The 14,439-nt window shown below is 41.0% G+C and carries 4 protein-coding genes; 3 read left to right on the forward strand and 1 reads right to left on the reverse strand.

Annotated features, from left to right (window positions below; all coding sequences use genetic code 11):
• Positions 1-264: 264 nt before the first annotated feature.
• The gene (locus VB654_RS10210) at positions 265-552 is read right to left on the reverse strand and encodes an RNA-binding protein (protein WP_323213606.1); all 288 of its coding nucleotides are present in this window, start codon (positions 550-552) and stop codon (positions 265-267) included.
• 358 nt (positions 553-910) lie between these two features.
• Here VB654_RS10210 and VB654_RS10215 point away from each other — a divergent pair, with 358 nt between their 5' ends.
• From VB654_RS10215 to VB654_RS10225, 3 genes are all read left to right on the forward strand, one after another.
• A complete protein-coding gene (locus VB654_RS10215) occupies positions 911-10,579 on the forward strand; it encodes a DUF4347 domain-containing protein (protein WP_323213607.1) in 9,669 nt (3,222 codons plus the stop codon).
• 111 nt (positions 10,580-10,690) lie between these two features.
• A complete protein-coding gene (locus VB654_RS10220) occupies positions 10,691-12,010 on the forward strand; it encodes an HlyD family secretion protein (RefSeq protein ID WP_323213608.1) in 1,320 nt (439 codons plus the stop codon).
• A complete protein-coding gene (locus VB654_RS10225) occupies positions 12,011-14,188 on the forward strand; it encodes a glycosyltransferase family 2 protein (RefSeq protein ID WP_323213609.1) in 2,178 nt (725 codons plus the stop codon).
• The last annotated feature ends 251 nt before the right edge of the window (positions 14,189-14,439 follow it).

The raw sequence follows: 14,439 nt of genomic DNA on the forward strand, positions 1-14,439 counted from the left end.
GGGTGCAGGGGGGAAGAGGCAGGGTGCAGGGGGGAAGAGGCAGGGTGCAGGGGGGAAGAGGCAGGGTGCAGGGTGCAGGGTGCAGGGGGGAAGAGGCAGGGTGCAGGGGGGAGAAGACGGTAACTTCCCAATGACTAATGACCAATGACCAACAAGTAAGCAGCTCAGTGAATTACTGAACTGCTAATTTTAGAAATATTTTGGATTTTCACTCAGCACTCAGCACTCAAAACTCAGCACTCAGAACTCAGCACTCATTGAGACTTAATAGCGTTGTGAGTATCCACCACCAGAACGGCTACCTTTATCCTCCCGTGGTCTAGCTTTATTAACTTTCATTGCACGACCCATCCATTCGGCACCATCTAAAGCCTCAATCGCAGCATTTTCTGCGGCTTCTGATTCCATTTCTACGAAACCAAAACCCCGTGCGCGCCCTGTTTCCCTATCTGTGGGTAATTGAACTCGCTTAACAGTGCCATAATCGGAAAATACTTGACTGAGGTCGTCTTCTGTGACGCTGTAGGATAGGTTCCCTACGTAAATTGACATGAAACTCTCCAGAATCCATTGATGCAGAGATGTTTATCCGGAGAGCCGCTTGCATTTATCACTAAAAACAAGATCCGTATCGCCGAACTTAACTACTCCAAAGACATCTTAGCATAACTTTTATCAAGAAAAAGCTGGAATAGGAGACTGGCGAAGGGGTCGCACCCGGTCCAAAGACACGTGGAGTTTTGCACCTATGGTTTAGCTCGACTTTATCCATTTTCTTTGCAATGGACAACATCTGTTAACAAAGTTCATTGGGCAGGGTGTGGGGTTGGGTGCTTAGATATTGTCAAAATTAAGTAAATTACTATACAATCCTAAATGGTTATATGTTGCAGAAGAGACAAGGTTATTTATGTATTATTCAACTACTGACTTAGTACCATCTTTAGAAGATAATTCAGTGTCGAAACAAAATAAAGCCTCAGTAATTATATTTATAGATTCTCAAGTCAAAGATTATTTAAATTTGTTAGCTGGTGTGCAGTCTGGGGTGAAAGTAGTTGTTATAGATCAGCAACAAGATGGTGTCAAAAAGATTACTGAAAGTCTGCAACAAGGTTCTGAGTGGCAGCAAGTTCATCTCATCAGTCATGGTTCTCCAGGATGCCTGCATCTCGGTAATACAGAATTAAGTTTGACAACGATCGCAGCGTATAAACTTTGGTTACAAAAATGGGCTGACTGCTTAAAACCAGGGGCGGAATTATTCATCTATGGTTGTCAGGTAGCGGCTGGAGATGCGGGAACAGAGTTTTTATCTCAACTGCATCAGATATTACAGGTGGAAATTGCCGCTTCTACGACTTTGACGGGAAATTCTGCCTTGGGAGGTAATTGGCAACTGGAAACCAGGACATCTGCTATTACTCCCCTAGCTATATTTAAACCTGACGTATTAGCTAAATATCAAGGAATTTTGGCTAATTTTGTGGTAAATAGCACGGCTGACACAGATGATGGCGACTTGGGGAATGGTGTTACAACCCTACGAGAAGCCATTAATGCCGCCAATGGTAATACAAATGAAGCTCATTTAATTCAGTTTGATTTGGGAACACAGCCACAAACCATCGTCATTAACGGCAATTTGGGGATTTTTGGCAATATCACTATTGATGGCGGCAGCACCGCCAATATTATTCTTGATGGTGGTAATAATAACCGTCATTTTTATATCGGGCAAGAACAGGAATTAGCCCTCAGTCATTTAACTCTGATCAATGGCAAAGACCAGGCGGGGGGTAGTATTTTCAGTGATGAAAATTCCCGACTGAATATTGATCATGTCACCTTCCAAAATAACCAAGCTGTCATGGATGACAATGGTGGCGGTGGTGTCGGTGGTGCGATTTTCAGTCAAGGAATTTTACGCCTCACAGATAGCACCCTGGAAAGTAATCAAGCTGCTGCATTAGGAGGGGCAATTTTTAATGTTGGTAAACCCTTAACTGCGACTCGGACTTTGTTTGCTGAAAACCAAGCTGGTGGTGCTGCTGATTCACCTGAATTTGTCGCTGGGGGGGCGATTTTTGATGATAATTTTGGCAATATTGAACTGATTCAAAGTACCTTGAGTGGCAACCGTTCTACTGGGGATGGAGGGGCGGTTTTCAGTAAGGGTAAACTCAGTCTTTATAACAGCACTGTTACTCTCAACGTTGCCGATAGTGATCATAGCGGTTCCGGTCGTGGCGGCGGATTTTTTAATGATGGTGGCACGATTCGAGTTAGCAATAGTATTATTGCGGGTAATCAGGCGGCTGAAAATGCTGATGTAGCACGGGGAAGTGCAGGGCTTTATATTAGTTTAGGTGGCAACCTGATTGGTGAGGATACGGTCAAACAATTTACAGAAGAGACTGATATAACTTTTGTCAATGGAAATATTACTGATATTAATCAGGTACTAGATACGACTTTATCATTGAATGGTGCGGATGTAGGTTCACCATTGAGTCATGGGTTAGTTGCTGATAGTGCAGCGATTGATGGGGGTTTGCTATCTTGGCTAGATTTGCCGAGTGATGCCACTGGAAAAGCCAGAATTGACAATTTCAAAGTTGATATTGGGGCTGTAGAGTTTACAGGCACTAGGGCTACTCCTACGGCTACCGTTGAAGATGATGTTTCAACAACTATAGAGACAGATTCTAGTTCTTTAACGGCGCTGAATCCCAAAACCCAACTAGGATCTGAAGTCAGATATGAAGGTAATGGAGAGATTCTATATATTCCCAACTCCAGTTTACAGTCTTTGGCTGTGGGCGAAACAGCGATTGATACGATTACCTACAGTGATCCTGATGGGATTCAAACTTTAACAGTGGAGGTAGTAGGGAGTAATCAAGACCCTGAAGGAGTAAATGATACCGTCAATACAAACATTGACACATCTATTACTTTTAATCCTTTAACAAATGATACAGATGTAGATGGCGATCGCCTGCGAATCACAGAAATAGAATTTGAACCTTTCGACGGTCAGGTAATCGTCAATAATCCAGATACTCCCAACAGCACTGTTACTTATATTCCTAATGATGGGTTTACTGGCACTGATTCTTTTAGCTACATTTTAAGTGATGGGAATGGCGGTACAAGTAGGGCATCTGTAACTGTCAATGTTGGCACTGATGTTCCTGATGTTCCTGATGTTCCTGATGTTCCTGATGTGATAGTCACAACAACTGAGGATGTGGTTGATGCCAATGATGGGGTAATTTCTTTACGAGAAGCGATCGCACATTTAAACAACTTGGGTAGTGGCACAATTGGCTTTGACCTGGGTACAGAAACGCCACAAACAATTACCCTGACTCAAGGACAATTACAAATTCTCCCCAATGTTGACATTACCATTCAAGGTTTAGGCGCAGATCAACTGACTATTAGTGGAAACGAGCAATCACGGCTGTTTTTTGTTGATATTGGCGCAAGACTTCAAATTAATGGTTTAACCTTAGCCAATGGTTTAGACCGCGCCCACAATTTAACCTCTCCTGGTGGTCAAGGTGGAGCAATTCGCAACGATGGTACTGTAGAAATTAATGATAGTGTCCTCAGAGATAATCGTTCTGAGTCTATAGGTGGAGCAATTGTCAATGGTAGCCGCGTTGATGATCCTGAAGGTCTACCAGGCTATGTTGGTCGTCTCACCATCAATAATACCCGCTTCATTAACAACATTGCCAAAGACCAAGGTGGGGCAATTTACAACGGCTTTACAGGTGATGGTGGCATCGTCACCATTAATAATAGTAGCTTTGAGCAAAACCGAGCCAAGGCCATTGGTGGGGCAATTTTTAACAATCGTGGTGAATTGACCATTACTGACACCAATTTTATTCGTAACTTTGGTGGTGATCAAGCCGGGGCAATTTATAACAATTTCACTGACCAAGCAGTTTTAACGGTTACAGGCGGTACTTTTTCACACAACCTAGCGGATAGAGAAGGTGGGGCAATCTTTAACTATGGAACTGCCAGTTTAACAGGTAGCAAGTTTCTGTATAACCGGGCTGATAATGCTGGTGGTGCAGTTTTCAACACCAAAAATCTGACTGTCACCGATAGTCAGTTTAGCTATAACCGGGCTGTAGCAGATCGGCAAGATATTGCTGCTGTGGGAGGTGCGATCGCCAACTCCAATGGTTCTTTAAACCTGACTAACAGCGTTCTCAACCATAACTACGCCCAAAAAGAAGGCGGTGCAATATTTAGTCTTGGCGATATTAACATCAGCCAAAGTAGTATTTACAGCAATACTGCTGATGAACAGGGCGGTGGTATAGCGATTATTAGTAGCACAGCCAACATTAACAATACTACCATTAGCTACAATCAAGCAGCGAATAATGGTGGTGGGATTGCTCTCCTTAGCGGTGGTAATTTGCATCTGGATAGTGTCACCGTTGCTTTTAATATTGGCAATGCTGATCGAGACTTCCGGGGCTTTGGTGGGGGTATATACACTAGTTCATCCTTCTTTGGCGATACACCCGCAGTTACAGTCCGCAATAGCATAATTGCCGGAAATATTGACTATAGTGGCATTGCCCCAGATGTTGGACAATCAAGCTTTACTAGCGACACCTCAGCATTTTTGAGTGAGGGTAATAATTTAATTGGTATAGACCGCCGCACAACTACCAATGGCTTCTTCCTCAATTCCACTGATCGCACCTTTGCCAGTGCTGGAATTACAGACATTTCCCAGGTACTTGCTCCTAACCTTTCTGGTGCTATCCCAACTCATGCTCTTGTCCAGGGTAGTCCAGCCCTTAATACTGGTAGCACATCTTTAACTACAGATCAAAGGGGTCGCACTCGCACAGGAACGGTGGATATTGGTGCTTACGAAGCTGGACAGTTTGATAATTTACCCCCAGCAGGGACACAACTGAATAATAGTCATAATGCTCTACCGCCAGTTGCTAAATCAGATACCATCGTTACAAAACTGACCGTTAACAGCACATCTGACACAGATGACAATAACATCAATAATGATGTGATGACTCTGCGAGAAGCGATTAATTATGCTAACCGCACCGTGGGAGATGTAGTCATTGAATTTGACTTGGGTGCTGGTTCCCATAGCATCACTTTGGGTAGTGAAATTGTTCTGAGTAGCAATATCCAGATTTTGGGAACAGGAGTAGATAACTTAACCATTGATGGTGGTGGAACTACTCGTTTATTTAAAGTTGATAGCTCATTTAGTGATCCTGAAGTTCCCAGTGTTCCTAATCGTCCCTTACCTCAAGTTATCATCCAAGATTTAACCCTGAGTAATGGGGTAGCTAGTCAAGGTGGTGCAATCGAAAATGCGGGAAACCTAACAGTTAATCGAGTCAACTTCGCAAATAACCAAGCTACTATCGGTGGTGGTGGGGCGATTTACCACCGGAGAAATGATGGTAGTCCATTTTTGACTATTAACGATAGCAGCTTTAATAACAACACCGGAGAAAATCAAGGTGGAGCGATTCAATTAGATGCGATCGCATTTATCAACAATAGTACCTTTACAAAGAATACCGCTAACAATAGAGGAGGTGCGATCGCTCTCTCAAATGGAAACCGCTACGATAGTTATCCCTACTCCCTCACCCTGACCGATAGCACCTTAACAGAAAATACAGGTATTAACGGCGGTGGCGCTATATATATTGATGGTGATAGTCGTGTTAATTCCGTCAATAATACCTTTAACAATAATGCTGCAACCCAAGGAGATGGAGGTGCAGTTCTTTTAAATTCGCGTAACTCAGTTTTGGTTGCTGAAGATAGTCGCTTACTCAATAATACTGCCAGTGGGACAGGTGGTGGTATAGCTAGTAACTCTGGTGTCTTATCCCTCGCCAATACTACAGTTGATGGTAATACAGCTAATAGTTCTGGTGGTGGCATTTATCAGCAAGGTTCTAGCACCTTTACCCTTTCTCATAGCACCATTAGCAATAATACCTCTGGCGAAACAGGAGGCGGTGTTTATACTAGCAATACCCTATCCCGTATTACCAATTCTACTTTTAGTGCTAACCAAGCCAAAGATTCTGGTGGGGGGATTTTCCAAAGCAATACTAAACTCACCCTGACTAACAGCACCTTAGTTCAAAACATCGCCGATGCTGACACAGATGGCACAGGCACAGGAGGCGGACTGTTTAATGATAACTCCACCGCCAAAATAGCTAATACAATCATTGCCGGTAATCAAGGAAACTCTGCACCTGATGTTGATGGCGGTAGTATCTATATTAGTCGGGGTAACAACTTTATTGGTGTGGATAGTGTCGGAGAGTTTAAAGAGTCCACAGATCAGACCTTTGCCACTACCGGCATCACCAATATTAACCAACTGCTCAATCTTACCTTAGCTCAAAATGGTGCTACTCCTGGTTCTCCCCTGACCCATGCCTTATTACCTAATAGTCCTTTGGTGGATGCTGGTAATAACGCCTATGCACCTATAACCAGACAAACCCGCATCACTAATTATGTAGTTGATATTGGGGCGATAGAATTTCAGGATAGTTTGGCTGAACCCATCGCTACAACTCAGAGTAATCAAGCTGTAACTTTCAATTCTGGCTCAACCACAGTCATAGCATCATCAGAAATCGCCACTAAACTCGGTGGTACTGTGATCAATCATGGTACAGGCTACTTTACCTACAAACCTGGGGAAAGTTTAACTAATCTGGGAATAGATCAAGAAGCGATTGATAGCTTTAACTATACAGATGCTGATGGCATCCAGACGGTGACAATATCCGTCAATAGCAATGCAGTAAATCAAGCTCCAACGGGAGTTAATGATTCTTTATTTGCCTCAATTAATACAGCTATCAGCTTTAACCCGGTTAATAATGACACAGATGCCAACGGCGACGAAATACGAGTATTAGGAATTGTATTCAATCCCCAACAGGGAACAGCAATTATTGAAAATGGGGGAACAGCCAACGCCTTTGTTACCTACACTCCTGAAGATGGGTTCCAAGGTACAGATACCTTTATCTATTCTTTCACCGATGGCAAAGGAGGGTTTGGCACTGCTGAGGTTGAAATTAATGTTGCCAGTAATGTCTTATTGGTGACAACTACAGAAGACAGCATTAATCCTGATGATGGCAAACTTTCCTTGCGGGAAGCTGTGCAAATGGCAACTTCTGAAGCTGGTAATTGGATTATCGGCTTTAATCTTCCCCAAACCAGCCCCCAGACAATTACTCTCACCCAAGGTCAATTATTAATTGGTCGCTGGTTGCCAAATAACGTCAAAATTGTGGGGACGGGAGCAGATAATCTGACAATCAGTGGAAATAATGCTTCACGTATTTTCTCTGTCGGACGCGGATCTACTTTAGAACTGAGTGGCTTAACCATCGCAGAGGGAGCAGATGGAGTTGAGCAAAGTATTCCTGGTTCAATTGGAGCAGATCAGGGTGCAGCAATTCGCAACGAAGGTAATTTAATCATCAATGATGCTGTATTCCGCGATAACAACAGCAAAACCATCGGTGGGGCGATTCTCAATGCGGCTAATTCTGGTTTTAGTGTCGCTAATCCAGCCGATGGTAATACTAGCTACCAAGCCACTCTGACTATCAACAACACAAAGTTTATTAACAACTTTGCTAAAGATCAGGGTGGTGCTATCTATAACGGCTTCTCCAACGACCGTGGGGAAGGGGTGGTGACAGTTACCAACAGCCAGTTTATCCGTAATGCAGTTGGCGGAATAGGCGGCGCTATTTTCAATAATGCTGGTCCTTTAACTGTTACTAATAGCACCTTCACAGGAAATGATGGCGGCGACCAAGCCGGGGCAATTTATAACAATGGTCTAGCAAATTCTGCCGCATCTACAACTATAACTAGCAGTACCTTTACTGGTAATTTAGCAGATAGAGAAGGTGGGGCGCTGTTTGTTAACGGCAATACAACAATCACTCAAAGCGCTTTCACAGGCAACCGGGCTGATAATGGTGGGGGAGCTATCTATGCTGCTAACAATGCTAATTTGACAGTAATTGATAGTACCCTGACTGAAAATATTGCTCTGGCTGATCGCACTGATAACTTTGCTGGGATTGGTGGGGCGATCGCCTTAGCAAGCGCCACCTTAAATTTGCAAAATTCTACCATTAGTAATAACACTGCCCAAGACGAAGGCGGTGGTATCTTTAGCACAAGTAGCACCCTGAATATTACTGGCAGCACTATTAGCAATAACACGGCTGGAGATGATGGCGGCGGTATCTCTAACAACAACGGAGGTATTCTCAACCTCACCAACAGTACAATCAGTGGCAACACAGCTAATGATAACGGTGGTGGGATTTTCCAAACCGCAGGTTTAACAAAGCTGTTAAATACCACCATTACCCTGAATACTGCTAACGCTAACAATCAACCCGATGGTATGGGTGGCGGTATTTATAACCAAGAAGGTGGTTTATCTGTCGTCCAGTTCCAAAATAGCCTCGTTGCTGGAAATCAGGATTTAAGTGGACTAGGGCCAGACATGAATCCCGGTTTTGATGGTGAACCAGTCGTTTATGTCAGCCAAGGTAATAACTTTATCGGTGTTGATTCTGCGGGTGTTTTTACAGCTACAGGCGATCAAACCTTTGCCAGCACTGGAATAAGTAACATCAATCAAGTCTTAAACCCAGTTCTAGAAAACAACGGTGGTAAAACTCAAACTCATGCTTTAGTTAATGGTAGTCCGGCTCTGAATGCTGGTGCTAATGGCGCAGTTGCTAACCTGACTACAGATCAACGCCATGCAGACAGAATTGTTGATAACACAGTAGATATAGGCAGCTATGAAGCCTCTAGCTTGGATGCTATTAACGACCAAGTTAGCACAACGGAAAACACGCCTATAGAAATATTTGTTCTCAATAATGACATCAGCAGCAATGGCACTCGCACCCTCCAGAGTTTCCAAGCTATCAGTACCCTTGGGGGAATAATTACCAAAAATGGCGATGATACCCTGATCTACACAGCGCCTAAAAACATTATTCCTGGTGATGTCGTCATAGATACTTTTACTTACACCTTAACTGATGGTACTACCAGCGACACAGCCACAGTTACCGTAGAAGTAACCGGAGAAAGTAATTTACCAATTCCTACAGATGATCAGGTAAGTACAACTACCAATACACCTGTTGAAATTAAGGTCAAGGATCTACTCGCAAATGACCAAAACGTAGATCAATCGGCTTTTACTTTTGTGCTGAATAGTCTGCCCAGTCAAGGTACAGCCGAACTCAATGATAATAATACACCTGATGATATTGAAGATGATTTCATTACCTACAATCCCCAGGCAGATTTTACGGGAAATGATACATTTTCTTATGAATTCAGAGATGAATTTGGGTTTACAACTGGTGCTAACATCAACGTGCAGGTAGTAGCACCAATACCTGATCCCGTAGAAATACCAAAACTTACAGCCACTAATAACTTGTTTACAGTTGTTGGGGTAAATCAAGTCCAAATAGAATTTAATGTCACCCAAGTTAATAGTAATCAAGTCAACGAAATAGGTGTTTTTGTTGTTGATGATGAACAGGGTAGAGTTAATGGTTTGCTACCAGGAAATCCCGGATACTTGGAAGCTGCATTGAGTCCTAATCGTCCCCAACCTGCGAAAGTAATTTTCTCAGCTTTGAGTAATAACCTGTTTCCGCAGATTTCCTCAGTTCGGCAATTGAGTTTTAATGCAGGCGATCGCCTACAATTTTACTTAGTACAGAATAGTACCACTGATTCCGTGATTGCTGGCAAGAGCGATCGCGTACTTTTGGGCAACGCAGTTAATAGTAATGGAGAATTTAGCGCCCTCAAAGCTAAAGAATTAAGCAATAATCGTTTTACCCTAGCTTGGCAAGATCAAATTACAGGTAATAACCAAAACTTTAATAATTTCCAACTAGACCTACAAATTACTAACACTAACGCCCCAATTGGTACAGCCTTACAAGGTGAATATCAAAGTGAAGTAATTGATTTACGCGCCTTTACAGGGCAAACTTTAGCTGCTACTTTTACAGTCTGGCGCGAAGCTAGTTTTAATAATGTCGCAGGACTGTATGTAGTGGAAAATTCTCAAGGTGCTGTCCGTGATCAATTTGGCGCTTTAGTGAATCCAGGAGATGCTCGTTATACTGAAGTAGCTTTGCAACAACGATTGACTAACCTCACATTACAAGCCGATAATCGGTCACAAAAAACAATTAATATTGAACTCCAAGGAGGTCAAATTTTAGCACCTTTTATCGTCAGCAATGGCACAGTTGAACAACTGTTAGATAATAATTCCAGTAATAACCCTGATATTTACTTCCCCTATCTGGGAGCAAATGCAGATAAAGTTGACCATTTGCGTCTATTAGGAAATAACTACTTTGGATTTGAAGACTTACCCAATGGTGGCGATGGAGATTACAATGACCTAGTTTTCAGAGTTGATCTAAGCGTCATTTCTGCTTAAATTTTACTTGTAGAGACGTTCCGAGGAACGTCTTTGCATCTAAATTTTCAGTTAATTTCAGCCATCGCTCAAAAATGTATATAGTCTGTTTGAAGTAAATCATTGCATACAGTGTTTTTTAAACTTAAATTACTTCCTTTTCCCATACCCGAACGCACCAGCTTTTTTAAATCCACACGATTACTTTTAGCCCTGGGTGTAATGGGATTTTCTTTGACATTTCTAGTCCAGAATATTCTGAGTATTCGTAGTAGTCGAGCTTATATTAACAGCGATTTAACTTATATTCGTGCGCCAATTGCGGGGAACTTGCAATTAAATAACTATCTTCCTGGTGAATGGGTGGAAGCTAATACACCTTTAGGTGCAGTGACAAATCCTAGAGCCAATACTTTAATTTTACGTAGAGAAGAATTAAAAACTCAATTAGCAACTGCTCAAAAATCCTTAATTAGTTTTTCCCAACAAGCTAATACTTATGAAGATATTTTAGCTCAGATTAATCAAAGAATCCAAAAATATGATGTACAAATTGAAACTCAGAAAAAATTACAAAATAAACAAAGGAACTTAGAACTAGCACAAACTAAAAGAAATATTAATCAATCCTATTCAGAATTAAAAAGGCAAAAAGAAGAAGCTGCAATCGCCCAAAAAGAAGCACAACGTTATCAACAATTAGCAGAAGACGGAGTGATTTCTATTAGTCAAGCTGAAAAGCTAACATCCCTGGCTAAACAATCCCAAGAAAATGTTAACAAAGGTTCAGAAGCATATCAACAAACTTTAAATCAATTAGAAATAAATCAAGCTAATTTGTCATCTGTACAAATTAACTTTATGCTGAGAATCAGCGACACAGAAAATCGTCAACAACAACTGCTAATACATCAACAAGATTTAGCCAAAGAACTAATATCAACTCAGCAAAAAATATTAGGTTTAAATGGAGAGATTGACGCAATTAAAAATGAATTAAGCAAAATTGAGACACAATTTAAAATAGATTCTTTCGCAGATATTAAATCCTCTATTGGTGGCACAATTTGGTCAGTTAAATCTCGCACAGGTGAATATTTAGAAACTAATGAAGTTATTTTGTCAATGGTTAACTGTGAAAACCGTTGGGTCGAAGCTTTAGTTCCCGAACAAAATGCGGCTAAATTAACACCAGGAATGTCTGTAAAAATCAAATTGTTGGGAGAACGTCAGCGTCGATGGAAAGGTGAAATTTTAGCTATTCGTGCTGGAGTTGGACGCATGAACGCTGGGGAAGATGTAGTTGGTTTGCTCCAAGATTTGCCTAAGCGTCAAGTAGCTTTAAGAATAGGGGTAGAATGGTCAGAACCGGCGAACTCCCAAGATTTTTGTTATGTGGGGCGCAGCGTTGAAGTAATTATTCCTCGCTTTGGTAATAGGAAAGGTAGTTGAATGGAATTAAAAGGTTTATGGCTATTTAGTTTAACTTTCTTGATAGTAGTTTGGCTGATTGTTTTTGGTTTAGAAATAGACTGGTTAGAATTAGACATTGAGTTGATGACTTGGCTAGAAATAGGTAACAATTTCTTCTCACCAACAGAAGTAGGAATTTGGCAAATATGTTTACCTAGTCTTTTAAGTATCATAGCTGCCATGTTGCTGCAATATTTTTCTCCTCAACCGGGGTTTTGGAGTCGATTAATAGCGGCGATAATTGCTATTACTTTGGTGACACAATATATAATTTGGCGTTTACTCGGTACTTTGTATTTAGCTAATGTTTGGATTGGCTGTTTGAGTGTGTTATTTTTTTTAGCAGAGCTACTTAATTATATCAGCACTATCAGTTTTTATGCTCAAACTGTGCAAGTGCGCGATCGCTCTCAAGCAGCAGACCATTTCTCACAAGCCATTATTAACGGTACTTATCAACCATCAATTGATATTTTAATTCCCACTTACAATGAATCTATAGATATTTTGACCCGGACAGTCATCGGCTGTCAATCCATCAACTATCCTCAGAAAAAGATTTACCTTTTAGATGATGGTTGTCGTCCAGAAATTGAAAAACTATCCAAATATTTAGGCTGTTTCTATATTGAGCGAGTTGACAGATCCCATGCTAAAGCAGGTAATTTAAATCATGCTTTAAAATTGACATCAGGAGAATTAATTACTATTTTTGATGCTGATTTCGTCCCAGCGCACAACTTTTTAGAACGCACGGCTGGTTTTTTCCAAAATCCCCAAGTTGCATTAGTACAAACACCGCAAAACTTTTATAACACTTCTTCCTTTTTAGTAAATTTAAAAGTTGACCATCTCATTAGTAATGATGTGGATTTATCCTTTCAGTATATGGAAGCCGGTAGAGATGCGCTAGATTCTCCTTTATGTTCTGGGACATCATTTATCATTCGTCGCAGTGCATTAGGAGAAATCGGTGGGATTCCTACTCAAAGCATTACTGAAGATTTTTACACATCAATGAAACTGATCAGTTTAGGCTATAAAGTTATTTATTTAAATGAGGTAATTTCTGCTGGGGCTGCACCAGAAAATATCTCTGCTTATATTAATCAAAAACTCCGGTGGGCGCAGGGAAATTTACAATTACTATTTTGTCCTGAAAATCCGCCTCTCTTTAACCCAGGACTGAATTTAACCCAGCGTCTGGTCCATTTCTCTGCCATCATTTTTTGGTGTACTGCGATTACACGGTTATTTTATTTACTCCTGCCAGCTTTCTCATTAATTTTTGATATTTATGCGATCAATCCCACCATTCCCGGCATTTTAATGTTTTTTCTTCCTTATTATATATTTAATTTATGTATTTTTAATTGGCTCAATGGTGGCTTACGTTCAATTATTTGGTCTGATGTTTTTGATATTTTGATGTGTTTTCCCGTGACTATAGCTGTATGTAGAACTTTGATTTCTCCATTTAAAGGTAGATTTAAAGTTACTCCCAAAGGTGTAGTTTTATCGAAAATTACTATAAATTTACAATTAGGAATACCTCTGATATTAACTGCCATTGCCTACTTTATTGGTGGATTCCGGCACTTAGGCGGAATTGCTGATCCATCTGATGAAATTGCTAGTTTAGTAATTACTTTAATTTGGAGTTTTTATAATTTGGCTTTATTAAGTGTCTGTATTCAAGCAACAATTGAAATTCCCCAAGAACGCAGATTTTTAAGATTTCCACATAACTTGAATTGTCAATTGGATTTAGCCACTGAAACTGTACCTGTAAAAACTATTAATCTATCAGAGGGAGGCGCATTGATTCAAGTTCCAGAAAGTATACAACTATCGCAATTGCCAAAAACAGCTAAATTGTATATACCTGACCTCACAGACACAGGTACTATGGTAAGAATTGTGAGAAACTTTCAGCAAGACGAACAAGTTTATTTAGGATTAGAATTTATTGGGCTTTCTTTACTGCAAACTAGAAATTTAGTAAAGTATATTTTTTGTTTTCCCTACCAATGGCAACCTGCAAGAACAACAGAACTAAAAGCAGCAGCAGCCTTTTTACAAACAGTATTCCGATTTTATCCTTTAGCCGAAGCACGAGGACAATTGGTTGACATACCTCCTCGTTCTCAAGTCTGAGGATTCCTTAACGCTGCTTTGGGTAAGGAGCCGGTTTACAAAGCCCTGCCCTTTTAGGGCGCTTGAATTGTTACCCAGTATAAGCGCCCTCTGGGTCTTCTTACTCCCGGCTGCTTTGGAAGGGTATTGTGGAAACTGTATTCGCCAATTGTGCCTGAGATAAGTTAAAGATGGAAATAACTGGCAATTGACTCTCAAAGGTTGCTTCTCCATTTTCAAAAGCAGCACAGCACTTAAAGTTGAGAGAATTT

Source organism: Nodularia sp. UHCC 0506 (genome assembly GCF_034931045.1).
Taxonomy (GTDB): Bacteria; Cyanobacteriota; Cyanobacteriia; order Cyanobacteriales; family Nostocaceae; genus Nodularia.